22 protein-coding genes are annotated in these 26,186 nt (G+C 65.1%); 7 read left to right on the forward strand and 15 right to left on the reverse strand.

From position 1 onward, the window contains the following. Positions 1-21 precede the first annotated feature (21 nt). The 5 genes from LFL96_RS15925 to LFL96_RS15945 form a co-directional block, all read right to left on the reverse strand. A complete protein-coding gene (locus LFL96_RS15925; protein WP_280996157.1) occupies positions 22-747 on the reverse strand; it encodes an HAD family phosphatase in 726 nt (241 codons plus the stop codon). Beyond that, positions 744-1,577, reverse strand: a complete 834-nt coding sequence (locus LFL96_RS15930; RefSeq protein ID WP_281000787.1) for a carbohydrate ABC transporter permease — start codon at positions 1,575-1,577, stop codon at positions 744-746. Before LFL96_RS15930 ends, LFL96_RS15925 begins: the two co-directional genes overlap by 4 nt. Before the next feature lie 38 nt (positions 1,578-1,615). Then, entirely contained in the window at positions 1,616-2,551 is a 936-nt protein-coding gene (locus tag LFL96_RS15935) for a sugar ABC transporter permease (RefSeq protein ID WP_280996158.1), read from the reverse strand. A 242-nt stretch (positions 2,552-2,793) separates the two neighbouring features. Continuing rightward, positions 2,794-4,116, reverse strand: coding sequence for a sugar ABC transporter substrate-binding protein (locus LFL96_RS15940; RefSeq protein ID WP_280996159.1), 1,323 nt, complete (start codon positions 4,114-4,116; stop codon positions 2,794-2,796). A gap of 116 nt (positions 4,117-4,232) precedes the next feature. Further along, entirely contained in the window at positions 4,233-5,033 is an 801-nt protein-coding gene (locus LFL96_RS15945) for an L-iditol 2-dehydrogenase (protein WP_280996160.1), read from the reverse strand. Between the two features lie 369 nt (positions 5,034-5,402). Between LFL96_RS15945 and LFL96_RS15950 the strand changes: the two genes are divergently transcribed. Genes LFL96_RS15950 through LFL96_RS15965 form a run of 4 tightly spaced genes read left to right on the forward strand, consistent with a single transcriptional unit; the run spans position 5,403 to position 8,639 of the window. Next, the gene (locus LFL96_RS15950) at positions 5,403-5,876 is read left to right on the forward strand and encodes a Fur family transcriptional regulator (protein ID WP_281000789.1); all 474 of its coding nucleotides are present in this window, start codon (positions 5,403-5,405) and stop codon (positions 5,874-5,876) included. A 54-nt stretch (positions 5,877-5,930) separates the two neighbouring features. After that, the gene (locus tag LFL96_RS15955; RefSeq protein WP_280996161.1) at positions 5,931-6,917 is read left to right on the forward strand and encodes a metal ABC transporter solute-binding protein; all 987 of its coding nucleotides are present in this window, start codon (positions 5,931-5,933) and stop codon (positions 6,915-6,917) included. Next, complete coding sequence (locus LFL96_RS15960; RefSeq protein WP_280996162.1) at positions 6,914-7,864, forward strand: ABC transporter ATP-binding protein; 951 nt, start codon at positions 6,914-6,916, stop codon at positions 7,862-7,864. Before LFL96_RS15955 ends, LFL96_RS15960 begins: the two co-directional genes overlap by 4 nt. Continuing rightward, positions 7,857-8,639 carry a metal ABC transporter permease gene (locus LFL96_RS15965; protein WP_280996163.1) on the forward strand — a complete coding sequence of 261 codons (783 nt, stop codon included), beginning with the start codon at positions 7,857-7,859 and terminating at the stop codon, positions 8,637-8,639. Before LFL96_RS15960 ends, LFL96_RS15965 begins: the two co-directional genes overlap by 8 nt. A 132-nt stretch (positions 8,640-8,771) precedes the next feature. On the opposite strand, the gene fghA is transcribed toward LFL96_RS15965, so the two are convergent. The 3 genes from fghA to LFL96_RS15980 all read right to left on the reverse strand — a co-directional run bounded on the left by fghA (position 8,772) and on the right by LFL96_RS15980 (position 12,554). Continuing rightward, positions 8,772-9,623, reverse strand: a complete 852-nt coding sequence (gene fghA, locus LFL96_RS15970; protein ID WP_280996164.1) for an S-formylglutathione hydrolase — start codon at positions 9,621-9,623, stop codon at positions 8,772-8,774. Between the two features lie 45 nt (positions 9,624-9,668). Beyond that, on the reverse strand, positions 9,669-10,775 hold the full coding sequence (locus LFL96_RS15975; RefSeq protein WP_280996165.1) for an S-(hydroxymethyl)glutathione dehydrogenase/class III alcohol dehydrogenase: 1,107 nt from the start codon (positions 10,773-10,775) through the stop codon (positions 9,669-9,671). Between the two features lie 285 nt (positions 10,776-11,060). Beyond that, positions 11,061-12,554 carry an FGGY family carbohydrate kinase gene (locus tag LFL96_RS15980; protein ID WP_280996166.1) on the reverse strand — a complete coding sequence of 498 codons (1,494 nt, stop codon included), beginning with the start codon at positions 12,552-12,554 and terminating at the stop codon, positions 11,061-11,063. Positions 12,555-13,002: 448 nt separating this feature from the next. On the opposite strand from LFL96_RS15980, the gene LFL96_RS15985 reads away from it, so the two are divergent. Further along, entirely contained in the window at positions 13,003-14,412 is a 1,410-nt protein-coding gene (locus LFL96_RS15985) for a nucleobase:cation symporter-2 family protein (protein ID WP_280996167.1), read from the forward strand. Between the two features lie 303 nt (positions 14,413-14,715). On the opposite strand, the gene LFL96_RS15990 is transcribed toward LFL96_RS15985, so the two are convergent. The 3 genes from LFL96_RS15990 to LFL96_RS16000 are packed head-to-tail and all read right to left on the reverse strand — an operon-like array spanning position 14,716 to position 20,725. After that, positions 14,716-16,263, reverse strand: a complete 1,548-nt coding sequence (locus LFL96_RS15990) for an efflux transporter outer membrane subunit (RefSeq protein WP_280996168.1) — start codon at positions 16,261-16,263, stop codon at positions 14,716-14,718. A 1-nt stretch (position 16,264) separates the two neighbouring features. Beyond that, positions 16,265-19,474 (reverse strand): efflux RND transporter permease subunit, encoded by a 3,210-nt coding sequence (locus tag LFL96_RS15995; RefSeq protein ID WP_280996169.1) that lies wholly within the window; start codon positions 19,472-19,474, stop codon positions 16,265-16,267. Positions 19,475-19,492: 18 nt separating this feature from the next. Next, on the reverse strand, positions 19,493-20,725 hold the full coding sequence (locus LFL96_RS16000; RefSeq protein ID WP_280996170.1) for an efflux RND transporter periplasmic adaptor subunit: 1,233 nt from the start codon (positions 20,723-20,725) through the stop codon (positions 19,493-19,495). A 429-nt stretch (positions 20,726-21,154) separates the two neighbouring features. Between LFL96_RS16000 and LFL96_RS16005 the strand changes: the two genes are divergently transcribed. Then, the gene (locus LFL96_RS16005; RefSeq protein WP_280996171.1) at positions 21,155-21,808 is read left to right on the forward strand and encodes a TetR family transcriptional regulator; all 654 of its coding nucleotides are present in this window, start codon (positions 21,155-21,157) and stop codon (positions 21,806-21,808) included. A gap of 83 nt (positions 21,809-21,891) precedes the next feature. Here LFL96_RS16005 and LFL96_RS16010 read toward each other — a convergent pair whose 3' ends face one another. Further along, positions 21,892-22,524: a cysteine hydrolase family protein gene (locus LFL96_RS16010; protein WP_280996172.1), complete on the reverse strand. Its 633-nt coding sequence runs from the start codon at positions 22,522-22,524 to the stop codon at positions 21,892-21,894. Positions 22,525-22,754: 230 nt separating this feature from the next. Here LFL96_RS16010 and LFL96_RS16015 point away from each other — a divergent pair, with 230 nt between their 5' ends. Further along, positions 22,755-23,798: a helix-turn-helix domain-containing protein gene (locus LFL96_RS16015; RefSeq protein ID WP_280996173.1), complete on the forward strand. Its 1,044-nt coding sequence runs from the start codon at positions 22,755-22,757 to the stop codon at positions 23,796-23,798. Positions 23,799-23,994: 196 nt separating this feature from the next. Here the strand turns inward: LFL96_RS16015 and LFL96_RS16020 are convergent, their stop codons facing one another. The 3 genes from LFL96_RS16020 to LFL96_RS16030 all read right to left on the reverse strand — a co-directional run bounded on the left by LFL96_RS16020 (position 23,995) and on the right by LFL96_RS16030 (position 25,892). After that, positions 23,995-24,738 carry an SRPBCC domain-containing protein gene (locus tag LFL96_RS16020; RefSeq protein WP_280996174.1) on the reverse strand — a complete coding sequence of 248 codons (744 nt, stop codon included), beginning with the start codon at positions 24,736-24,738 and terminating at the stop codon, positions 23,995-23,997. Between the two features lie 33 nt (positions 24,739-24,771). Next, a complete protein-coding gene (locus LFL96_RS16025) occupies positions 24,772-25,164 on the reverse strand; it encodes a DUF427 domain-containing protein (RefSeq protein ID WP_280996175.1) in 393 nt (130 codons plus the stop codon). Between the two features lie 230 nt (positions 25,165-25,394). Next, complete coding sequence (locus LFL96_RS16030; RefSeq protein ID WP_280996176.1) at positions 25,395-25,892, reverse strand: carboxypeptidase regulatory-like domain-containing protein; 498 nt, start codon at positions 25,890-25,892, stop codon at positions 25,395-25,397. Positions 25,893-26,186 lie beyond the last annotated feature (294 nt).

Here is a 26,186-nt window from a genome sequence, read left to right on the forward strand (position 1 = left end):
CGTGTGTCGTCGCCGCGCGGCTCATGTGGCGGGTTGCGGCGCGGCTGCCGTCGCGCTCAGCGTCCATTGCGCAACCAGTTCCGGCAGCTGCTGCATGTCGTCGAATACGTGACGCGCGCCCGCCGCATGCAACTTGTCGATCTGCGCGTCGCTCGCATGACCGCCGCCGATGAAGCCCAGCACCGTCATGCCCGCCGCGTTCGCCGCCGTCACGCCGGTGACGCTGTCCTCCACCACGAGGCAGGCCGACGGCGCGAGCCCGAGTCCCTTCGCCGCCGCCAGATAGACGTCCGGCGCGGGCTTCGGATTCGGCACGGTATCGGCGCAAAACAGCCGCTCGCCGAAGAAACGCACCAGCCCGGTACGCGCCAGCACGCTTTCCACATACGGGCTGAAGCTGTTGCTCGCGCAACCTTTGACGAGCGGCACCTGGGCGAGCGCCGCCTCGATCCCTTCCACCGCCGGCGCCTGCATCGCCGCCGCTTCCACCGCGCGACGGATCGCGTCGATGTCGGCCACCTCGAGGCTCTTGCCGAGCCGCGTCGCCGCGCCCTGCAATACCGCTTCGATACGCAGGCCGAGCAGCGGCAGCACCACCGGCTCGACGTCGGTGCCGGGCCAGCGCGCTTCGAGCTCGTGCACCAGCATGCGCGCCGCCACGGCTTCGCTGTCGATCAGCACGCCGTCGCAATCGCAGATCAGCGCGAACTGATGGCCGACCGGCATCTCAACCGGACCTGCTGTCATTTGACCGCCCCGAACGTAAGGCCGCGCACCAGTTGCTTCTGCGACAGCCAGCCGACGATCAGGATCGGCGCGACCGCCAGCAGCGAAGCCGCCGACAGCTTGGCCCAGAACAAGCCTTCCGGACTCGAATACGACGCGATGAACACCGTCAGCGGCGCCGCGTTCGAACTCGACAGGTTGATGCTCCAGAACGCTTCGTTCCACGACAGGATCACGAGCAGCAGCGCGGTGGACGCGAGCCCCGGCAGCGACATCGGCATCAGCAGATAGACGATTTCCTGCCACGTCGCCGCGCCGTCGATGCGTCCGGCTTCGAGAATGTCGCGCGGAATTTCGGCGAAGTACGTGAACGACATCCACACCGCGATCGGCAGATTGATCAGCGTGTAGACGATCACCAGACCCGACACCGAATCGAGCAGCCCGCTGTTTTTCCACAGCAGATAGATCGGCACCAGCACGCCGACCGACGGCATCATCTTGGTGGACAGCATCCACAGCAGCACCTTCTGCGTGCGGCGCGTCGGGAAGAACGCCATCGCGTACGCGGCCGGCACGGCGAGCAGCAGACACAGCACCGTCACGCCGACCGAGATCAGCACCGAGTTCCACGCGAACGCAAAGTAATTGCTGCGCGCGAACACCTCGCGGAAGCTATCGAGCGTCGGCACGAAGAACAGCGACGACGAATAGGCCTGCTGTTCCGTCTTGAATGCGGTGATCGTCATCCAGAAGATCGGGAAGAACAGCAGCAACGCGACCAGCCATGCAATGACGCCGGGAATGCCGCGGCGGATCGCGGCGAACGGCGACTTGGCCGGCACGGTCATCGGCGTCGCGCTGGACACCGGAGTAGAGGCAACCTGGCTCATTTTTCGTACTCCCCTTTCAGGTTCTTCGCGAGCATGCGCACGAGGAAGAACGACACGATGTTGGCCAGCACGACCGCGAGAATGCCGCCCGCCGAAGCGAGGCCGACGTCGAACTGCTGCAGGCCGAGCGAGTAGATCAGGTACGACAGATTGGTGGTCGCGGTGCCCGGACCGCCGCCCGTGGTCGTATAGATTTCGGCGAAGATCGACAGCAGGAAAATCGTCTCCATCATCACCACCACCGCGATCGCCCGTTTCAGGTGCGGCAGCGTGATGTAGAAGAACATCGAGAACGGTCCCGCACCGTCTATCTTTGCCGCTTCCTTCTGCTCCTGGTCGAGCGACTGGATCGCGGTGAACAGGATCAGGAACGCGAACGGCAGCCACTGCCACGCGACGATCATGATCACCGCCGTCAGCGGATATTCGGCGAACCAGTCGATCGGCTGCATGCCGAGCGCGCGCATGCCCTGCGCGATCAGGCCATACACCGGATGCAGGATCATGTTCTTCCAGATCAGCGCGCTGACCGTCGGCATCACGAAGAACGGGGCAATGGCGAGCAGACGCGCGACGCCCTGACCGTAGAACTTGCGGTCGAACAGAATCGCCATCAGCACGCCGCCGACCACGGTGATCACCAGCACCGCCACGATCAGTTCGAGCGTGTGGGCAATCGACGGGCCGAACGACGGGTCGGTGGCGAGAAACTTGTAGTTGTCGAAACCGGCGAAACCCTTGAGGTCCGGGTTCAGCAGGTTGTAGCGCGAGAACGAAAACCAGATCGTCATCGCGAGCGGAATCGCCATCCACAACACCAGCACCGCGACCGAGGGCGTCACCAGCCAGCGGGCGGAATTGGCTTTGCGGGTTTCGCGTTCTTTTTCTGTCTGGGGATGGGCATGCATGAGAGGTAGGCGCAGAGGACGCATGATTGACCACCTGTTCGGTAATGCGCGGACTGTCCGCTGAAGACCGCTGAACCCGATTCCGCGCGAACGGCCGCGACCCTCTTCGCAAGGATCGTCCGCGCGCGGGGCCGGGGACAGCCCGCTGTGCTGCCGGCTGACGGGCGTCAGCCGGCGCGTGCCCGCCGCGTGGCATCGACGCGCAACTCGTGCGCGTCGGCGCCGCGGCCGGCTACCCGGGTTCTGCTCCGGGCCACTTCTCCAGGTTACTTCTGATACCCGGCCTGCTGCACCGCGCGGTTCGCGGTCGCATTGCCGGCGGCCAGCGCCTGATCGACCGTCATCTGACCGGCAATCGCGCCGGAGATGCTCTGACCGACCACGGTACCGAACGACTGGAACTCGGGAATGCCGACGAACTGCACACCGGTGTACGGCACCGGCTTGAGCGTCGGATGATCCGGGTCCGCCGTTTCGATCGCCTTCAGCACGAAGTCGCCGAACGGTGCGGCCTGCTTGTACTCGGGGCGCGCATAGGTGGACTGACGCGTGCCCGGCGGCACCGAGGCCCAGCCTTCATCCTTCGCGACCAGTTCGATGTACTGCTTCGACGTGGCCCACGCGATGAACTTCTTGGCCGAGTCCGCCTGCTTCGACGACTTCGGAATCGCCAGCGCCCATGCCCACAGCCAATGCGAACCCTTCGGCGTGACCGCGATCGGCGCCGCGGCGAAGCCGACCTTGTCGGCGATCTGCGACTGCTGCTTGTTGTACAGCATGCCTGCCGCGACCGTCGCGTCGATCCACATCGCGCACTTGCCCGAGGACATCAGCGTCAGGTTTTCGTTGAAGCCGTTCGAGCTCGCTCCCGGAGGGCCGTCCTTCTTCAGCAGATCGACGTAGAAGGTGATCGCCTTCTTCCATTCCGGCGAGGTCAGCTGCGCATTCCACTTCTCGTCGAACCAGCGGCCGCCGAAGGTGTTCACCACCGTCGTGCCGTAGGCCATGTTCTCGCCCCAGCCCGCCTTGCCGCGCAGACAGATGCCGTACACACCGTTGGCCTTGTCCGTCAGCTTGTCGGCGAATTGCGCGATCTGGTCGTAGGTCGGCTGATCGGGCATCTTCAGGCCCTTCGCCGCGAACAGGTCCTTGCGGTAATACGTCATCGAGCTTTCGACGTAGAACGGCAGCGCGTACAGCTGGCCGCCGCTCGACAGGCCGTCGCGGGCCGTCTTCACGACGTCGTTCAGATCGTAATCGGCGGGCAGGCCGGTGAGCGGCGTGAGCCAGCCGCGCTTGCCCCATTGCGGCGTTTCGTACGCGCCGATCGTCATCACGTCGAACTGGCCGCTGCCGGTCGTGATGTCGGTGGTGGCACGCTGACGCAGCACGTTTTCCTCGAGAATCACCCAGTTCAGCTTGATGTCCGGATTCGCCTTTTCGAATTCGGGCGAGAGCTTCTTCAGCTCGATCATGTCCGGATTGTTCAGCGTGGCGATGGTCACCGTCCCCGCCGACGCGTTCAATGCAAAGCACGCGACGGCGCCGGCACTGGCCGCCTTCAGCGCGAATTTGAGAGCTGGCTTCATGTGTTGTCTCCTTTCTCGTACGTTATGTGATGCTGCGTTTGTTCTACGAAAATGACGGTGGATGATCCGGGCGCCCGCACGATGCGGCGCTCGCGCGCCGCGTGCGCGAGTACGCGTCAACTCATCCAGTTGCCGCCGTCGACGTTCAAGGTTTGCGCGGTGATGTAGTCGGCATCCGCCGACGCGAGAAACAGGGCGGCGCCGGTCAGATCGTCCGGCACACCCATGCGGCCGAGCGGCACCGCTTCGCCGACCAGGCGCTTCTTCTCGCCGAGCGGACGGTTTTCGTAACGGGCGAAGAGCGCGTCGACTTCCTTCCACATCGGCGTATCGACGACACCCGGCGCGATGCCGTTCACGTTGATCTTGTGCGGCGCGAGCGCCAGTGCCGCGGACTGGGTATAGCTGAGCACGGCGGCCTTGGTCGCGCAGTAATGCGACACCAGCGCCTCGCCGCGCCGGCCCGCCTGCGACGACATATTGACGATCTTGCCGCCGCGGCCCTGCTCGACCATTTTCTGCGCGACAGCCTGCATCAGGAAGAACATGCCCTTCACGTTGACCGCGAACAGGCGGTCGAACACGTCCCAGGATTCGTCGAGGATCGGGCGCATGTCGAACAGCGCCGCGTTGTTGAACAGAATGTCGATCTGGCCGAAGCGTTCGAGCGTGCTCGCCACGATCCGCTCGATGTCTTCGCGGCGCGTGACGTCCGCGGTGACGCCCAGCACGCGCTCGCCGTACTCGGCGCGCAATGCGGCGCCGATGCTGTCCGCCGGCTTCACGTCCACCAGCACGCAGCGCGCGCCTTCGTCCAGATAGCGCCGCGCCACTGCCTCGCCGATGCCGCTCGCCGCGCCCGTCAGAATCGCCACCTTGTCTTGCAATCGTGCCGCCACTGCCTGTCTCCGGTTCATTGCGTTTTTTGCCTTGCGGTGAGCGAACGCTCATCGGTAGAGCAATTGCTCTGTTGTTGATCGAATGATCGGATACGGACCGGGTCATGTCAAGGCACCCGCGCAGATTTCGATGGTGCAGCGCGGCAGCGCGTGGGCGGGCATCGCTCGATCGGTCTTCCGGCTCTGAACAACACTAATACGAGAAAACGAGGAAGGCCAAGACGCTTTCTGCTCAAGCCGCTGACAATTATTTGAGATACGTTATATCATTGCGACCGCGCTGCGCGGCGTGACGCCGGGTTCGGCTTCAGTGGTTTCAGCGGCTCAAGCGTCGCAACGCCCCCAGCCCCCGCTTTTCCCATTTCGTCAGGACGGAGATCGATGCCGATGGCCCTCTCGCAAGCGGAACACCACGCCATCCGGCTCGCCCATGCGGAGGCGCACGCTGCCTTGCACGGCCTCGCGCTGACGCCGCTGCGCCGCCAGGTGTACGCGGCGATCGTCGAGAGCGAGCGGCCGGTCGGCGCGTACGAATTGCTCGATGCGCTCGAACCGCAACGCGGCCGCGTGCCGCCCACCACCGTGTATCGCGCGCTCGACTTTCTGCTCGCGCACGGCTTCGTGCACCGGATCGAGTCGAAGAACGCGTATGTGGCCTGCTGCGAGATCGGCGTACCGCATCGCAGCCAGTTCCTGATGTGCGACGGCTGCGGCGCGACCGTCGAGATTCCCGGCGACGAACTCGCCGGCCCGTTGTCGCACAGCGCGCCGGCGCAAGGCTTCGAGGTGCATCGGCAGGTCATCGAATTGAGCGGCCTGTGTGCGTTGTGCGCGCGCGCCGCCCGCGGCATCCAACCCTGAGGTTGGCGACTCACTCAACGGATTCACTCAACTCTCACGCAGCAGGAAACAACGATGAAGAAACTCGGCTCGATGTTGAATGGCGCCCAGCGCGCGTTGAAGCTGTCGAAGTACGTCGCGGCGGCCGCTGCCGCGTGCGCGATCGGCTCGATGAGTCAAGGCGCGTTCGCCGCCGACGCGAAAATCCCGGTGGTCGCGGCGGAGAATTTCTACGGCGACGTGGTCCAGCAACTCGGCGGCAATCGCGTCGACGTGACCAGCATTCTCAGCAATCCCGACCAGGACCCGCATCTGTTCGAAGCGAGTCCGAAGACGGCGCGCGCGCTCCAGCATGCGAGCCTTGTGGTCTACAACGGCGCCGACTACGATCCGTGGATGGCAAAATTGCTGGCCGCGTCGAAGGGTACGCAGCGCGTGACGATCGTCGCCGCCGACCTGACCGGCAGGAAGAGCGGCGATAATCCGCACCTCTGGTACGACCCGGCGACCATGCCGAAGGTGGCGCGCGCGGTGAGCGCGGCGCTCGTCGCGGCTGACCCGGCGCACAAGTCGGCGTACGATGCGAACCTCGCGAAGTTTCTCGATTCGCTGAAGCCGATCGACGCCAAGGTCGCCGAGCTGCACGGCCGCTTCGCGGGCGTGCCGGTCACGGCGACCGAGCCGGTGTTCGGCTACATGTCGGACGCGGTGGGCCTGAGCATGCGCAACCTGCGCTTCCAGCTCGCCACGATGAACGACACCGAAGCCAGCGCGGCCGATATCGCCGCGTTCGAACGCGACCTGCGCGAAAAGCAGGTGCGCGTCCTGATCTATAACAGCCAGGCAACCGAGGCCCTGACCAAACGCATGTTGAAGCTCGCGCAGCAATCGAAGGTGCCGACCATGAGCGTCACCGAGACCGAACCGGCCGGCAAGACCTATCAGACGTGGATGCTGAGCCAGCTCGACGCGTTGGGCGCGGCGCTGGTGGTCGGCGAAGCGAACGGCGCGGGCGTGGGCGCAGCGGCATCGGCTGCCGGCAGCAAGGGAAAGACACCATGACTCTGACTGGCCGCGACACGCCAGCGAATGCGCCCGTACTCGAACTCGAGCGCGTCACGCTCGAACTCGGCGGCCGCACGATTCTGCGCGACACCGGCTTCGTGGTGAATCAAGGCGAATTCATCGGCGTGCTCGGGCCGAACGGCGCGGGCAAGACCACCTTGATGCGCGCGGTGCTCGGCCTCGTGCCGGCCGCGAGCGGCGCGATCCGCGTGCTGGGACAGCCGGTGGAGCGCGGCAACGCGTCCATCGGCTATATGCCGCAGACGCGCAGCGCGCTCGCCGGACGGCGCGTGCGCGGCCGCGATTTCGTCGCGATGGCCGCCGACGGTCATCGCTGGGGACTGCCTCACGCGGATGCAAAAACCCGCGCCGATGTCGAGCGCGTGCTCGATCTGGTCGGCGGCACCAGGCTGGCCGAGCGGCCGCTGTCGGAACTGTCGGGCGGCGAGCGTCAACGGCTGCTGCTCGCCCAATGCCTGCTCGGCAACCCGAAACTGCTGCTGCTCGACGAACCGTTGATCAGCCTCGACCCGCACCATCAGAAGAGCGTGGTCGAACTCGTGCGGCGCGTGCAGCAGGAACTCGGCATCGCCGTGCTGTTCTCCGCGCACGAACTGAATCCCCTGCTGAACTCGCTCGATCGCGTGCTGTACCTCGGCAGCGGCGTGGCGGCGCTCGGCACCGTCGACGAAGTGATTACGCGTCCGGTGCTGTCGCGCCTCTACGGCTCGCCGATCGACGTGATGCGCGTGAACGGCCGCATCTTCGTGATGTCGGGCGATGTCGAAGTCGAGAAGCACGATCACGAGCACGAACACGACGAAGACGGCGGCCACGGTCATGCGCATTCGCACGGCGGCCATGGACATGCGCACGACCACGGCGGTGCGCACGGCCACTCACACCAGCACGACTCTCGCGACGGACACAAGCACGATGTTTGAATACGATTTCATGGTCAACGCGTTCGCGGCGTCGGGGATCGTCGCGGTGCTGGCGGGGGTGGTGGGTTACTTTCTGGTGATGCGCGGGCAGACCTTCGCGGGCCACGCGCTATCGCACGTCGGCTTCACCGGCGCGACCGGCGCGGTGCTGATCGGCATCTCGCCGATCTGGGGGATGATCGGCTTCACGCTCGCGGCGGGCGTCGGCATGGGCGCGCTCGGCGAACGGCTGGCCGGACGCGACGTCGCGATCGGCGTGATCCTGTCGCTGTCGCTCGGTTTCGGTCTGCTGTTTCTGCACTTCTTCACCGCATACGCGACGCAGGTCACCGCATTGCTGTTCGGCAACGTGCTCGGCGTGAACACGTCGACGCTCGGCGTGCTGGCCGCGCTGGGCGTCATCAGTCTGCTGGCGCTCGCGGCGATCATGCGGCCCTTGCTGTTCGCCTCGTTGCAGCCGGAACTGGCCGAAGCGAAGGGTGTGTCGCTGCGGCGCGTGTCGGTGCTGTTTCTGGCGATCGCCGCGCTGGCGGTGGCGGCGTGCACGCAGATCGTCGGCGTGCTGCTGGTCTTCACGCTGATGGTCGGCCCGGCCGCCGCCGCGCAGAACATGACGACGCGCCTGTCGACCGGCCTCGTGCTCGCGGCGGTATTCGCGCTGTTGCAGGCGTGGCTCGGGCTGACGCTGGCGTTCTATACCGACTGGCCGACGAGCTTCTGGATTACCGTGCTGTCGGCGGTGGTGTATGGCGGGAGTTTGTTGAAGCGGCGCTAAGTACGGTGCGCGGCGCAAATCCGCGAGCGAGCGCGTGAGTAGCTGAAAAAGAAACGGCAGCGTGTGAACGCTGCCGTTTCTGTTTTGGTCGAGCGCGCAGCCGGATGCGCAACCCAACACCCTCCCAGATTTTCAGCCCAGCAACACCTTCGCGTGATGCGCGAGATGATCCTCGATGAACGTCGAGATGAAGTAATACCCGTGGTCGTAGCCCGCATGACGGCGCAGCGTCAACGGTTGCCCCGCTGCTTCGCACGCGGCTTCGAACACGTCCGGATGCAACTGCTCCGCGAGAAACTGATCGGAAAGCCCCTGATCGATCAGAATCCCCTGCGCGAATCGATGCGACGCGCGCGCCACCAGCTCGCTAGCGTCGTACGCCTTCCACGTTTCGCGATCCGCGCCCAGATAGCCGCTGAACGCCTTCTCGCCCCACGGGCAACGCATCGGCGCGGCAATCGGCGCGAACGCCGACACCGACCGGTAGATCTCCGGATTGCGCAACGCCAGCATCAACGCGCCGTGACCGCCCATCGAGTGGCCGAAGATGCCGAGGCGCGCGCCGTCGAGCGGCAGGTTCGCCAGCACCGTTTCGCGCAGCTCGTCGCGCACATACGAGTACATGCGGTAATGCTGCGCCCACGGTTGTTCGGTCGCATCGACGTAGAAACCCGCGCCCACGCCAAAGTCCCATGCCGCGCTTTCGCCCGGCACGCCCGCGCCGCGCGGACTCGTATCCGGCGCGATCAGCGCGATGCCGTGACGCGCCGCGAAACGCTGCGCGCCGGCCTTGATCGGAAAGGTTTCCTCGCTGCACGTCAAACCCGCGAGATAGAACAGCGCGGGTACATTCGCATTCGCCTGCAAGGCTTGCGGCGGCAGATACACCGAGAAGCGCATCGGCAGACCGATGGTCCGCGAGTCGTGCCGGTAGATGCGCTGCTCGCCGCCATGGCAGGCGTGCGACGACAGAAGTTCAGGCATCGTCATGCTCCTTCAATGCGCTTTGATACGTGGCTCGGCGCGGCATCAGTACAGCACGACCGAGCGGATCGACTCGCCCTTCTTCATCAGATCGAAGCCCTCGTTGATACGCTCGAGCGGCAGACGGTGCGTGATCAGATCGTCGATATTGATCTTGCCTTCCATGTACCAGTCGACGATCTTCGGCACGTCGGTACGGCCGCGCGCGCCGCCGAACGCCGAGCCCTTCCACTCGCGGCCCGTCACCAGCTGGAACGGACGCGTGCTGATTTCCTCGCCCGCCGCCGCCACGCCGATGATGAACGACTGGCCCCAGCCCTTGTGCGTGCATTCGAGCGCCTGACGCATCACCTTGGTGTTGCCGATGCATTCGAACGAATAGTCGGCGCCGCCGTCGGTCAACTGCACGATATGGTCGACCACGTTCTCGACTTCGTTCGGGTTGATGAAGTGCGTCATGCCGAACTTCTTCGCCAGTTCGATACGGCCGGGGTTGATGTCCACGCCGATGATCTTGTCCGCGCCCACCATCTTCGCGCCTTGAATCACATTCAGGCCGATGCCGCCGAGCCCGAACACCACGACGTTCGCACCCGCCTCGACCTTCGCCGAGTACACCACCGCGCCGACGCCGGTCGTCACGCCGCAGCCGATGTAGCAGATCTTGTCGAACGGCGCATCCTCGCGCACCTTCGCGACCGCGATCTCCGGCACGACGATGTAGTTCGAGAACGTCGACGTCCCCATGTAGTGGAACAGCGGCTTGCCGTCGAGCGAGAAGCGCGAGGTCGCGTCGGGCATCAGTCCCTTGCCTTGCGTCGAACGGATCGCCTGACACAGGTTCGTCTTGCGCGACAGGCAGAACTTGCATTGACGGCATTCCGGCGTGTAGAGCGGAATCACGTGATCGCCCTTCTTCAGCGTGCCGACACCGGGACCGGTATCGACGATCACGCCCGCGCCTTCGTGGCCGAGAATCGCCGGGAAAATGCCTTCGGGATCGGCGCCCGAGAGCGTGTAGTAGTCGGTGTGGCAGATGCCCGTCGCCTTCACTTCGATCAGCACTTCACCGGCGCGCGGGCCTTCCAGATCCACCTCCTCGATCGTCAAGGGGGCGCCGGCTTTCCATGCGATGGCTGCTTTGGTTTTCATCGTGAATGCTCCTGAGAGGTCGGTGAGTGCAACGCGCGTCGCGTGAGGCTAGCGGCGGCGCGCCGGTGTCGGGTATCGGGTGTCAGTCGTGGATGACGCGATGCGTGCGCGTGCGAGGAAGGGAACGGGCCTTCGCTCCATGCTTCACGCCGCGCTCCACCTTAGCCCGCGAAAAGCGTAATGGTATTGCAAAGTGCGTCGCGGCATTGTCTGGAACGGACATCCGCGATGGTTGATGCGCGACCGCGAGGTTCGATGTTCAGCTTGCCGGCATCGCTCACGTCGTTACCTTGTGTCCGACGCGCCGAACCACGTCTCGACGCGCCCATAAAGATCGAGAAAGCGCGCATAACGTTCGGCCAGCGCCGTATCGTTGCGCGGTCCCGCCACGCGCGTCGCGCCGGGGGCGAGCGCGGCGAGATCGTCCGCATGCCAATGCCCGCACGCGAGGCCACCGAGAATTGCCGCGCCACGCGGCGCCGCGTTCGGACAATCGACCGCATGGAGTTCGGCCTGCAACGCGTCGGCGAGCAGTTGCCGCCAGCGCGCATCGACCGAACCGCCGCCCGCGAGCTTCAACGACGGCACACTGGCGCCGCTCGCGCGAATCGCGTCGAGCCCCGCACGCAACGAAAACGCGACGCCTTCGAACGCCGCACGCATCATCGTGCCGCGCGTGTGATCGAGGGCAAGGCCGAGCCAGCCGCCGCGCGCGGAGGGATTGAGCCACGGCGTGCGTTCGCCGGTGAGGTAAGGGAGAAAGGACAGCGTGCCGTTGCGATGGGTCGCGCTCGCGTCTGATTCGGCGAACGCCACGCCAGCGGCATCACCTGACGCATCAACCGATGCCGCGCCGAATGCATCGGAATACGCGTCAGCCCATTCATAACCGAGCCAGCCGCGCACACGTTCCAATGCGATGCCGACGTTCTGCATCGCCGCCATCCGGTACCAGTGGTCACTCGCCGCGCGATAGCGATGCAAACCGCGCGCCGCCGCCGGCGCGTCGCTGGCGAGCACGACGATCTGGCCGCCGGTGCCGGTGGTGAGCAACGCGTCGCCATCGCGGGCGAGGCCGCTGCCGAGCGCCGCGCACGGCGTGTCGGCGGCGCCGGCCGCGAGCACGATGCCCGCGCGCAAACCCAACGCCTGCGCCGCGGCGTCGGACAACACGCCACCCGCCGCATACGACGGCGCGAGCGGCGCGAACCAGTCGCGCGGAATGTCGAGCCGTTCCAGTAACGCGGTGTCCCACACGCCGGCCGGATCGGCGAGCGCGGTCGCGCATGCGTCGGAAGGATCGGTCAGCACCGTGCCGCCCAACGCGACGCGCAGCCAGTCTTTCGGCTGCAGCGCCCAGCGCGTCGCATGCACCGTGCGCGGTTCGTTCAGCACGATCCAGCGCAACAACGGACCGGCCATGCCCGGCGCGACCGGATTGGCCTGCGGCTCGGGCCACGCGTCGAGCAAGGCGAGCGCGCGCGTGTCGGGCCACAGCATCGCGGGACGCACGGCCTGGCCATCGGCATCGATCAGCACGACGCCGTGCATCTGCCCGGAGAAGCCGATCGCGCGGACCTCGCGGCGCAATGCCCCGGGCAGGCGCGCGGCCGCTTCGCACAACGCGCGCCACCAGGTCTGCACGGACGTTTCCGCCCATCCCGCGTGCGGTGTTTCGATCGAATACGCGACGCTCGCAACCGCCTGCTCGCGCCCCTCATCGTCGACGATTGCGACTTTGAGGGAACCGGTGCCGAGATCGATGCCAAGAAAACTCATGAGCGATGACAGATGAAAAGTGGCGGGAAAAATGCGCGTGAACGAGCGCTTGCGCGACTCGCGGAAAGGCATCGAAACAGGATATTTTTCGCCGTCGTGAAGCGCCTCGAAAAACGCCGCCGGCAGCCGGTCGAATTGACCGGTTCGCGGGTTAACCCCGCCCTCTCGCGAGCCGCATGAAAACTGCACTATGCGTCGTGAGAGATACACCTCATTGATTCTTGCACATATCCGCGCGACGATGATGCGAGCGCCGCGTCGCCCCGCACCGCCGCTAGAAGGGGCTGCCCGCCGATGGCGCGAACGCACGCCTTTAAATTGCCTTTCAAACCGGTCCAACGCATATCGTCACCGGGAATGCCGGAATAGCCTCCAGTGGTCTTGTTGCACTTTATCGTCCCCGATACCTTGGAGCCATCCCAAAACTATGATGGTGGAGACAGACGATATGCAATCGAACACGGTTCACCCGTGCGACGAGCGACTGCCCGCGGGCCAGTTGCTGACCCTCGGCATTCAGCACGTTCTGGTGATGTATGCAGGCGCAGTCGCAGTACCGCTGATCATCGGCGCGGCGCTCAATCTGCCGAAGGATCAGATCGCTTTCCTGATTAGCGCCGATCTGTTCTCCTGCGGCATCGCAACCTTGATTCAAACGCTCGGCCTGTGGATCTTCGGCATCCGCCTGCCGGTCATCATGGGCTGCACGTTCGCGGCCGTCGGTCCGATGCTCGCGATCGGCACCAATCCTTCTCTCGGCATTCTCGACATCTTCGGCTCGACGATTGCAGCAGGCGTGATCGGCATTGTGATCGCGCCGGTCATCGGCAAATTGCTGCGCTTCTTCCCGCCGGTCGTGATCGGCGTGGTGATCTCGGTGATCGGTCTGTCGCTGATGGAAGTGGGCATCAACTGGGCGGCCGGCGGCGTGGGCAATCCCGACTATGGCAACCCGATCTACCTCGGCCTGTCGTTCGTCGTGCTGACGCTGATTCTGCTGATCAACAAGTTCGCCAAGGGCTTTCTCGCCAACATCTCGGTGCTGCTCGGCATCATCGCGGGCTTCGTGATCGCCCTGGTGCTCGGCCGCGTCAACATGGACGGCGTCACGCACGCCTCCTGGGTCGGTTTCCCGATGCCGTTCCACTTCGGCATGCCGCACTTCGACCCGCTGTCGATCGCGACGATGGTCACCGTGATGTTCGTCACCTTCATCGAATCGACCGGCATGTTCCTCGCGGTCGGCGACATGGTGGATCGTCCGGTCGATCAGAAGGCGCTGGTGCGCGGCCTGCGTGTCGACGGTCTGGGCACGCTGATCGGCGGTATCTTCAACTCGTTCCCGCATACGTCGTTTTCGCAGAACGTCGGCCTGATCGGCGTGACCGGCGTGAAGAGCCGCTTTGTCTGCGCGATGGGCGGCGTGATCCTGGTGCTGCTGGGTCTGTTCCCGAAGATGGCGCAGGTGGTCGCATCGGTGCCGGCCTTCGTGCTGGGCGGCGCGGGCATCGTGATGTTCGGCATGGTCGCGGCGAACGGCATGAAGGTGCTGTCGCGCGTCGACTTCGTGAAGAACCAGCACAACCTGTTCATCGTCGCGGTGAGCGTCGGTCTGGGCCTCGTGCCGGTGGTGTCGCCGCACTTCTTCTCGAAGCTGCCGTCGGCGCTGACGCCGCTGCTGCATAGCGGGATTCTGCTGGCGTCGGTATCGGCGGTCGTGCTGAATCTGATCTTCAACGGCGTGAAGAGCGAGAAGAAAGCGCAATGCGAGATCCGCAAGGCCGGCCACGATTTCGACGGCCGCGGCGGCAACGAACCGCAACGCGACGAAATGCTGCGTGCAGCGGACCTGCATTAAGCGGATGAAGCAGTGACAGGTCGGTCTGGCGGTTCGAACGATCGCCGGGCCGACAGAAGTTTCTAACGGTTTGCAGAGAGCGTTCCCGCAGTCCGCTACGGACAAACAACAAAGCCACGGCATGCCGTGGCTTTGTTGTTTCAGCGTTGTCGCGGTTTTTGCTGCTGTTTTTGCTGCTGTTTTTGCTGCTGTTTTTGCTGCGGTTTTTACTGCGTTCTCTGCCGGGTTTTCTGCCCGGCTGCGCGGTTCGGCTCCCGTACCACAGAGAGCCGCCCCGCGCATCGGCAGTGATGCGACTTCGGCTTACCCCGCCGTCGCCGCCGATGCCGCCGCCGGCGCGCTGGCCGCGCCGTAGTCCACCGGTGCATCGGCCGGACGCGGCTGATCGCCGTTGTGCTCGATCCAGCCGCCGCCGAGCGCCTGGTACAACGTCACCAGGTTCTGCAGACGCTGCATGCGCGCGGTGATCAACGACTGCTGCGCCGTGTACAGATCGGTCTGCGCGGTCAGCACCGACAGATAGCTGTCGACACCGTTCGTATAACGCAGATTCGACAGATCCAGACGACGCTGTTCGGCGAACGTATCGCGCTCCAGCGCCGAGATCTGCTGGTCGTACGTACCACGCGCCGCCAGCGCATCCGCCACTTCGCGGAAGGCCGTCTGGATCGCTTTTTCGTACGTGGCGATCTGGACGTTCTTCTGCAGGTTGGCCACGTCGAGGTTGGCGATGTTCTGACCACCCTCGAAGATCGGCACCGTGATCGACGGACCGAAGCCCCACGCCGCCGAACCCGGCTTGAACAGGCCACCGAGCGACGGGCTCAGCGTGCCGAAGTTGCCGGTCAGCGAAACCTTCGGGAAGAACGCCGCGCGCGCCGCGCCGATGTTCGCGTTGGCCGCGAGCAGGTTCTCCTCGGCCTCCATGATGTCCGGACGACGCGTCAGCAGATCGGACGGCACGCCGGCCGGAATATCCGTGAGGAGATTCTGGTCGTCCAGCGTCAGACCTGGCGGCAGATCGGCCGGCAACGGCTCGCCCAGCAGCAGGACCAGCGCGTTCTCGCCTTGCGCCCGCAAGCGCGCCTGCGCCTGCAGGTTCGCGTTGGCCGTCTCGACCACCGTTTGCGCCTGGCGCAGATCCAGTTCCGAACCCGTGCCGTTGTCGAACTGCAGCTTGGTGATGCGATACGACTCCTGCGCGGTCTTCAGCGTGTTCTGCGTGACCTTCAGCAGATCGTCCAGTTCGAGCACCGTCAGGTACTGGTTCGCAACCTGCGACACCAGCGAGATTTCCGCTGCCTTGCGCGCCTGGGCCGTACCGAGGTACGTGGCCAAGGCCTGATCCTTCAGGCTTTGAATCCGCCCGAAGAAGTCGATTTCCCACGAAGCGTTCAGGCCGACCGAATACGAGTTCGAGATCGTCTGGTTGAAGAACGACAGATCCTTCGGCGTACGCGACTTGCTTTGCGAACCGGCGGCTTCGAGCGTCGGGAACAGACCGGCGCGAACGATCCGGTACTGCGCCTGCGACGCCTGCATGTTCAGCACCGACACACGCAGATCGCGGTTGTTCTTCAGCGCGATCTCGATCAGCCGCTGCATGCGCGGATCGACGAAGAAATCGCGCCAGCCGATGTCGGCCGCGGCCAGGCCGTTCGCGCTGCGCGCGGCGGCGGCCGCGCCGGACTTTTGCTGGCCCGGCTGGGTCGCGCCCGGTTGCGTGTCGTACACGCCGCCGGTCGGGAAGGTCGCCGTGACGGGCGGCGCCGGGCGCTGGTAATGCGGCGCCATCGTGCAACCCGCGGCGAACAACGCGACCGCCACTGCAATCAGAGAATGTTTTTGCATCTCAATGTCCATCCTTGCCCGAGCCATTATCAGCCGCCCCGCCATCCTGGCCGTCATGCGGATGATGCTGGTTGTAGTGTGCGAGCGCCTCGTCCGGGTCTTCCTTCTCGCCGCCGAACTTCGCGCGGATCACGACGAAGAACATCGGGATCATGAAAATCGCGAGGAAGGTCGCCGTCAACATCCCGCCGATCACGCCGGTACCGATCGCGTGCTGGCTGGCCGAACCCGCGCCGTTGCTGATCGCGAGCGGCAACACGCCGAGAATGAACGCGAGCGAGGTCATCAGGATCGGACGCAGCCGCAGACGCGCCGCTTCCAGCGCCGCCTCGACCGGTCCCATGCCTTCGCCCTGCTGCAGCTCGCGGGCGAATTCCACGATCAGAATCGCGTTCTTCGCCGACAGCCCCACGGTGGTCAACAGACCCACCTGGAAGAACACGTCGTTTTCGAGCCCACGCAGCGTCGCCGCCAGCAGTGCGCCGATCACGCCGAGCGGCACCACCATGATCACCGAGAACGGAATCGACCAGCTTTCATACAGCGCCGCGAGACACAGGAACACGACGAGGATCGAGATGCCGTACAGAATCGGCGCCTGCGAACCCGACTGACGTTCCTGCAGCGACAGACCGGTCCATTCGTAGCCGACACCCGCCGGCAACTTCGTGACCAGCGCTTCCATCGCCGTCATGGCCTGACCGGTCGACTTGCCCGGTGCGGCCGCGCCCTGGATTTCCACCGCCGAGATACCGTTGTAGCGTTCGAGCTTCGGCGAACCGTAGGTCCACGTGCCGCTGGCGAACGACGAGAACGGCACCATGGTGCCCGCCGAGTTACGCACGTACCACGCGTTCAGATCTTCCGGGTTCATCCGGAACGGCGCGTCGCCCTGCAGGTACACCTTCTTGATCCGGCCGTCGGTATCGAGGAAGTTGTTCACGTACTGCGAGGCCCACGCGATCGAGAACGTCTGGTCGATCGTCGCCAGCGACACGCCGAGCGCGGACGCCTTCTCGTGGTCGATATCCACCTTGAACTGCGGCGTATCGTTCAGGCCGTTCGGACGCACCTGCGCCAGCGTCGGATCTTTCGACGCCATGCCGAGCAGCATGTTGCGCGCTTCCATCAGCTTTTCATGGCCGACGCCCGCACGGTCCTCCAGTTCGAAGTCGAAGCCCGCGGCCGTGCCGAGTTCAGGAATCGACGGCGGATTCACCGGATACACCAGCGCGTTCTTGTAGCTGCCGAAATGCATGAACAGACGGCCGACCAGCGACTGCACCTTCTGGTCCGAATGCTGACGCACCGCGTAATCCTTCATCCGCACGAACACGAGACCCGCGTTCTGGCCGCGACCGGCGAAGCTGAAGCCGTTCACCGTGAAGGTCGACTCGACGATGCTCTTCTCGTCGTTCAGCAGGTAGTCCGACACGTCCTTCAGTGCGCGTGCCGTGGTTTCCTGCGTCGAACCCGACGGCGTCTGCACCAGCACGAACATCGTGCCCTGGTCCTCATCGGGCAGGAACGACTTCGGCAGCTTCACGAACAGCAGACCGACCGCGAAGATCACCACCATATAGATGATCAGCCAGCGGCCCGAACGCTTGATCACGTGGTGCACGCCCGAGTGATACTTGTCGCGACTCTTGTTGAAGGTACGGTTGAACCAGCCGAAGAAACCGGTGGTTTTCTCGTGATGGCCCTTCTCGATCGGCTTGAGGATCGTCGCGCACAAGGCCGGCGTCAGAATCAACGCGACCAGCACGGACAGCACCATCGCCGCCACGATGGTCAGCGAGAACTGCCGGTAAATCGCCCCGACCGAGCCGCCCGAGAACGCCACCGGCACGAACACCGCCGACAGCACGAGCGCCACGCCGATCAGCGCGCCGGTGATCTGGTCCATCGCCTTGCGGGTCGCTTCCCGAGGCGATAAGCCCTCCTCCTGCATCACCCGCTCGACGTTTTCCACCACCACGATCGCATCGTCCACCAGCAAGCCGATGGCGAGCACCAGCCCGAACATGGACAGCGTGTTGATCGAGAAACCGACCAGCCCCATGATCGCGAACGTGCCCAGCAGCACCACCGGCACCGCGATCGTCGGGATCAGCGTGGCCCGCAGGTTCTGCAGGAACAGGTACATGACCAGGAACACCAGCACGATACCTTCGAGCAGCGTCTTGACCACTTCCTCGATCGACAGACGCACGAACGGCGTGGTGTCGTACGGGTACTCGACCACCAGACCGTGCGGGAAGTACTTCGACAGTTCGTCGATCTTCGCGCGCACCGCCTTCGCGGTCGCCAGCGCGTTCGCGCCGGTCGCCAGCTGAATACCGAAGCCTGCCGTGGGCTGACCGTTGTACTTGGTGTCGAAGTTGTAGTTTTCGCCGCCCAGCTCGATGCGCGCGACGTCCTTGATGCGCACGCGCGAGCCGTCCGGATTCACCTTCAGCAGCACGTTGCCGAACTGTTCAGGCGTATTGAGCAGCGTGGCTTCCGTGATGGTCGCCTGCAGCACCTGCCCCGGCACCGCGGGCGTACCGCCGAGCGAACCGCCGGCGACCTGCACGTTCTGGTTGGTCAGCGCGGTCTGCACATCCACCGGCGTGAGGCCGAAGTTGGTCAGCTTGTTCGCGTCGAGCCAGATCCGCATCGCGTACTGCGAGCCGAACAGCGTCACCGTACCCACGCCGTCGATCCGGCTGATCGGATCTTCGACGTTCGACGCGACGTAGTTCGCCAGGTCGTACTTGTTCATGCTGCCGTCCTGGGACACGAACGCCAGCACCAGCAGGAAGCTGCTGCTCGATTTCGTGACCTTGGTGCCCAACTGCTGCACCGCTTGCGGCAGCAACGGCGTGGCGAGCTGCAGCTTGTTCTGCACCTGCACCTGCGCGATGTCCGGGTTGGTGCCGGCGGCGAACGTCAGCGTGATGGTTGCCGTACCCGAGTCGTCCGACGTCGACGACAGGTACAGCAAGTGGTCGAGACCACTCATCTGCTGCTCGATCACCTGCGTGACGGTGTTTTCCACCGTCTTCGCCGAGGCGCCCGGGTACGTTGCGCTGATCTGCACGGCCGGCGGCGCGATCGTCGGGTACTGCGCGATCGGCAGCGTGAAGACCGACGCGATCCCCGCGAGCATCAGAATGATGGCGATCACCCACGCAAAAATCGGGCGATCAATAAAGAACTTTGCCATGAGGCGGGCTCCCTGTTATTACGCGCCCGATGCGGCAGAGGCGGGTTGCGCCGTCTGCGCAGCACCGCTGGCGGCCGGCGCGCCCTGAGCGGCGGCGCCGGAGGCGGGTGTGGCGGGAAGTTGCGCGGCAACCGTCTTGACCTGCATGCCCGGGCGAGCCTTGTCCGTGCCCTGCACGATCACCCGATCGCCGGCCTTCAGGCCGCTCTCGACCACCCAGTTCGAACCGTACGTGCCCGAGGTGACGAGCTGACGCAGCACGACCTTGTTGTCGTCGCCGACCACCAGCGCGGTCGGTTGACCCTTCTGGTCGTGCGTGATGCCGACCTGCGGCACCACCAGCGCGTTGTCGTTGACGCCCTCTTCGATCCGCGCGCGCACGAACATGCCCGGCAGCAGCACCTTGTCGGCGTTCTTGAAGAGCGCGCGCACCGTGACCGAACCGGTGCTCTGGTCGACCGTCACGTCGGTGAACTGCAGCTTGCCCTTCTCCGAATAGGTCCGGCCGTCCTCGAGGATCAGCGAAACCTTGGCGGCGTCCGGGCCGGTCGTCTTCAGACGGCCTTCCTGCACTTCGCGGCGCAGCTTCAGACCGTCGAGGCTCGATTGCGTCAGGTCCACATAGACCGGATCCAGTTGCTGCACGGTCGCCAGCAGCGTTGCCGCGCTCGCCTGCACGTACGCACCCGGCGTGACTTGCGACACGCCGATCTGACCCGTCACCGGCGAGGTCACGTCGGTGTAGCCGAGGTTGATCTGCGCGGTGTCGACGGCCGCCTTGCCCGCGGCGACGTCCGCCGCCGCCTGGCCTTCCGCGGCGACCGCGTTGTCGTAGTCCTGCTTGCTGACCGCGTTCGCGGCCACCAGCACCTTGTAGCGGTTCGCCTGCGCGGTGGTCGACACGAGGTTCGCCTGCGCCTTGGCGAGCGTGGCCTTGGCGTTGTTCAGCGTGGCGATGTACGGCGCCGGGTCGATCTTGTACAGACGCTGACCGGCCTTCACTTCGCCGCCTTCGGTGAATTCACGCCGCAGCACGATGCCGTCGACGCGCGCGCGCACCTGCGCGACGAGGAAGGCGCTGGTGCGGCCGGGCAATTCGGTGACGACGGGCACGGCCGTCGGCTGAACGGTGACGATGCCCACTTCGGGCGTTTGTTGCGGCGGGGCAGATTGTTTTGGTCCGCATGCTGCCAGCAATACGGCAGCCGTCGCGGCACTGATTAAGCGGAATGGAACCCGTTCGACGCGCATGGAGCGACCTCTGTCAAAGGCTGAGAATGAAAAAGTGCGCGCATCCCGACCCCGGGGACGGCCGCGCACACATGCGTCTTGCGACGCGTGATCGATAGCCCATGGATGCGATCCGATGCTGCCGGGCACCCTGAGCAAAATGCGCCATACCTGGGAAATGCCGCGCGGCGCCGCCCGTCCGGGCACGGCGCAAGAGCGTTTTGAAAGGCAACAGTCACGGATATTAACCGGTCGTTACGGCTTGGGCTATCCGATCGTGGGATGCTATTATATATACATTCACGAATGCATGTATAAGTGCGTTTCACTTCGCCACTGCGTGGGGGGCCGTAGGAACGCTTCGCAATTCGCTTAACTGAAGTCAGATTGTCATCAAGCGTACTTAATTGCGCTTGGGACTCCCCGAGAACCAGGGCAGGTCATACCCATATGGTCAGAAGAACCAAAGAAGAAGCGCTGGAGACCCGCACCAGCATTCTCGACGCGGCCGAGCGCGTCTTCTTCGAGAAAGGCGTATCGCGCACCTCGCTGGCGGACATCGCCCATGCGGCGGGCGTCACGCGTGGCGCGATCTACTGGCACTTCGCGCACAAGAGCGATCTGTTTACCGAAATGTTCGACCGCGTGCTGCTGCCGCTGGACGAACTCAAGGCCGCGTCGCTGGATCCGAACGAGCCCGATCCGCTCGGGCATCTGATGGAAATCTGCGTGGTCTGCCTGCGCGACACGGCGAACGATCCGCATCGCCGCCGGGTGTTCGACATTCTTTTTCTGAAATGCGAGCTGGTCGAGGAAATGGGGCCGGTCATGCTGCGCTATCAGACCAACATGCGCGAAGGGTTGATGAAGATCGAAGGCGGTCTGCGCAACGCGATCTCCAAGCGGCAATTGCCGGCGGAACTCGATACCCGGCTGGCGGCGGCGATGGTGCATGCATTCGTCAGCGGCTCGTTGCGCGACATGCTGTTCCTGCCCGACGCGACGGACTTCGGCGCTTACGCGCAACGGATGGTGGAAGGCATGTTCGACGCGCTGCGGATGAGTCCGGCGATGTTGAAGGGCGCGGCTGACGCGGGCGGCTGACGGCTTCGAATCTTGACGCAAGAAAGCGGATGGGTGCGTGAACCGCACCCATCCGCTTTCTTGTTTAACGGTTGAACGATTGTTTACGCAGCGCCGCGGCGCGCGCGTGCCTTCTGGTTCGACGCGTAGATGTTGTCCTTCTGCAGCGCCGTACCGTTCTTCAGCGCCGCGAGCCACTCGTCGGTACTCGCCACCGCCGCGAAATTCGATTGCAGCACCACGCTGAACGCATGGTGAATGTCCTTCGCGCTGGCGAAACCCGCGCTGTTTTCGTACGGGACCGAGCCGGTCGCATCGTGCAGAAACTCGACCGCGAGGCCCATGTGGTACGCGTGATTGGTCGTCGATGCGTCGCAGTTGTGGGTCATGTAGCCGGTCACCGTCAGCGTGTCGATGTTGCGCGCGGCCAGCCAGTCGGCGAGATCGGTACCGGCGAACGAACTCGCCTGCGATTTTTCGACAAGGTGATCGTGCGGCCGCGACGCCACCACCGAATGCAGCTCGGCGCCCGCGCTACCGCGTGCGAACAATGGCGAGGTCGGCGTCGACAGATGCTGCACGACGACGACCGGCACATCGGCGGCGCGCGCGGCATCGATCGCGCGGCCGATGTTCGCGAGCGAGGTCTGCACATCCGGATATTCGATCGGCAGGTCGCCGGTCACGTATTCGTTCTGCACGTCGATGACGATCAATGCACGGCGGGGGGTGGTCATGGCGAGACTCCTTCAGTCTGAATGCTGATAGCGGGATAGCCGGATGGCGGATCGATGTTTCGTCGGGTTGAACTCGCGACTCGCTGGCCGGGGCGGCCCTGCTCGCGGGAGCAGCGCGCACCGTTCAGCGGCGATGGACGTATTGTTCGTCACCCTGCCGTTCGACGACAGTGACCCGCGTGACATGAATCGATAGAATCGGGCCATTGTCGAATTTCATGGAGTGGCGCATGGCCAGGCGTGCTGGTGGACATGTTTTGACGCAGAGCGGTTTGACGCGGGGGGTAGCGTCAGCCTCGGCGCCCTCTCCCCTTGCCGCGCCCCGCCACGTCGTCGCGGTGATCGCGTTCGACCGCATCAGCCCATTCCATCTGTCGGTCCCCTGCGTCGTGTTCGGCGAAGACCGCGGCGCCGGCGGTCTGCCCGAGTTCGACTTTCGCGTCTGCGCCGCCGAGCCGGGTACGCTGACCACCACCGCCGGTTTCTCGATCGCGGTCACGCACGGCCTCGACGCGCTCGACGACGCCGACACGATCATCGTCCCGAGTTGGCGCGATCCGGACGAAACACCGCCCGCCGCCCTGCTTGCCGCACTGCGTGCCGCGCACCAGCGCGGCGCGCAACTCGTCGGGCTCTGCCTGGGATCGTTCGTGCTGGCCGCCGCCGGCCTGCTCGACGGACGGCCCGCGTCGACGCACTGGGCATGGGCCGACGACTTCGCGCGCCGCTACCCGCGCGTGCGTCTCGACCCCGACGTGCTCTACGTCGACGACGGCAACGTGCTGACCTCGGCGGGCACCGCCGCCGGACTGGACTGTTGTCTGCACGTCCTGCGCAAGCTGTACGGCGCGGAAACGGCGAATTACGTGGCGCGCCGGCTGGTGGTGTCGCCGCACCGGCAAGGCGGCCAGGCGCAATACGTCCAGCAGCCGATGCCGCCCAACCCGCGCGGCGACCGCCTCTCCGGCCTGCTCGACTGGGTGACGGGCCATCTCGACATCGCCCATACGCTCGACTCGCTGGCCGAGCGCGCGCTGATGAGCCGCCGCACCTTCACGCGACGTTTCCGGCTCGCGACCGGTACGACCGTCAGCGCCTGGCTGCTCGCGCAACGGCTCGCGCGGGCGCAGCAATTACTGGAAAGCAGCGATGAATCGGTGGAGGCGATTGCGACGATGGCGGGTTTCGGGTCGACCGCGTCGCTGAGGCAGCATTTCGCTCACGCGTATCGCACGTCGCCGTCGGCCTGGCGACGGGAATTCAAGGGAGCGTGACGGCGTTTCGTAGCGAGGCGCCGGGATTTCGTAGTGGCGGCGGAGCGACACAAACACGGCGAGGGCTGTGGCGGGCACAGCCATGGTGGCTGTCAGCAAAGCTCGGCGGTCTTTGGCAGTCTTTGGCGCCCTTTCAAGCGCGGCCTTTGGCGGCCTTCAGTGGGCTTTTGGCCTTTAACAGGCGCTTAGCCGCCCACTACCGCTCGCTCAGCCAGCGCGCCACGTACAACAGCAACGCGACCAGAAAGATCATCGCCGCCCACGCCCAATACGGCACCGCGCTCGAACTGGACTCCTGCCGCGATACCCCGTGCGATGCACCCGTCGCACGTCCTGCCAGCGCATCGACATGTTCCGCGCGCGAACGCCGCGCGACGCCGCCGAGCGCGATCGGCCGCAGGAATACATGCTGACGACGCGCCGCCGACCCGCGCGCGCGGTTCGGCCCCTGCCCGTATTTGGCCCGCACCACCGCGTCGAACTCCGCGAAAAAGTCGTCGGCGAGTTGATGCAGTGCGTTTTCGAGTTGCCGCGTCGGCAGTTCGGCGAGCGGCCCGGACGACGTCGCCCAGATCGTGTAGTCGATCCGCGTGCCGCGCTCCCTGCCGCCGTGCGGGCCGTGGTGCCCATCGTCCGGACGCAGACGGATTTCGATCTGGCCGCGCAACGCGCCGATACCTTCCGCGCGCGCCTTGAAATTGATCGTGCGGCGTTCCGCGTCGGCCGGCCCGGAGTCCTGTCCCGCCACATGGGCGCGCACTTCGTACGGCGCGCGCAGCGGTCCGAGCGGCACCGTCAGCGCCAGCTCGTATTCGCCGTGCGCGAGACGCGTCAACGACTCGCAGTTATCGAGGCTGGCGCGCAACAACGCGAGATCCTGCAGCGCGTCCCAGACATCGGACGCGGCAAGCGGAATCCTCAACGCGTCGTTCAGTTCCATTGCAGCCTCCCCGGAAAACGCGCGCCGCCCCGATCAGGAAGTCTGATCGATGCGATCGACGCGCGATGCGTAAAACGCGAGATACCCTTTGATCTGTTGCGCCGGCCCCAGCGGCGCTTCATAACTCCAGACGGCGTTTTCCACCAGGCCGTCCTCGGTGCGCAGATGGAAGTATGACGCGTCGCCCTTGAACGGACAGTGCGAGGTATGCGCCGAGCGTTCGAGGCGGGCCATGTTGACGTCCGCGCGCGGGAAGTAGAACACGTCCGGCAGACCGGTTTCGGACAGCGTGAGCGCCGCCTGCGTATCGGCCATGGTCACGCCGCCGTGAATCACGCGCAGCCGGTGACGGTTGCCCGCGATCGAGATGGTGTGCCCGCCCGCGCCTGAGCCGGGGCTTGCGTGAGGTGTCGGGGCATCGCTCATGTCTCGGCTCCGTGGTGACGTGAAATCCGGCGCGCAACCAGATGTGCGCTCGGCATGCGATCGGGGATTGGACGATGGGACAACCCCTCCCCCCGCAAGAAACCGGCCGCGCATGCAACAAAGCCACGGGCGCGCCCGTGGCTTCATTATCGGCCAAACTTTCGCCGACTGTACGGCCGTTCCGAACGGGAACGGCGGCGTGCGTCGCTACACGAGCCGCTACGCGCGCGTTACTGGGTGGTCCAGTAAAAGTCCGCCTTCGCGGTGCCCTTGGCCGGAATCGTCACCGCCTTGCTCTGATCGCGATCCTTGTACTGCGCGTGCACGGTGTAGCGGCCGGGACGCAGCTTGACCAGCATGTACGGCCCGCGCGACGTGGCGCTCAGCACTTCGCCGTCGTGCGCATCGACCACCCGCACGCGGACGTCGGCGAGAAAGTCTGAGCCGGGGCCCGTGAAGCGCAGCGACAGCGGCCACTGGCTTTGCGCAAGCTGCAGCGCCTTCGATTCGTCCTGGCCCACACCGCCCGACACGAATGCGACGTCGCCGCGATGCTGGATTTGCGGCATGCCGCCGCCGTTGGTGTTGCCGGCGCTGGTGTCGTCGCTGGTGTTGCCGCCAGTGGTGCCGTTCGCCTGCTGCGCATACGCGCCGCCCGCCAGACCGAGCGTGAGCGCCGCGCAGAGTGCGGCGGCTACGATCCTTCGCTGATTGCGTTGGGTGTTCATCGGTTCGCTCCTTGTTGAGGTCCTATCCCTGCCGGTCCCGCACTGCGCCAGGTCCGGCTCGATGCAGACGCAACCCGCGTGCCACGCGGCGGGCCGCGTCGGCCGGAAAACGCTGCCGGGTCATGCCCCGCCGCGCGGCGCGGCAAGCAGCGCGCGGTTCGCCCTGCCTTGTCCTGTCACTGGTCCTGCCACTGCCTTGCTTGCTGTCGACTAAACGATGAATAAAAAAATGCCGGTCCCAAGGCAGTAAATGCAAGAACCGGCAAGCGTTACTTCAATTTTCGCGTCGATCGG

This window comes from Paraburkholderia sp. D15 (genome assembly GCF_029910215.1).
In the GTDB taxonomy this organism is placed as follows: Bacteria; Pseudomonadota; Gammaproteobacteria; order Burkholderiales; family Burkholderiaceae; genus Paraburkholderia.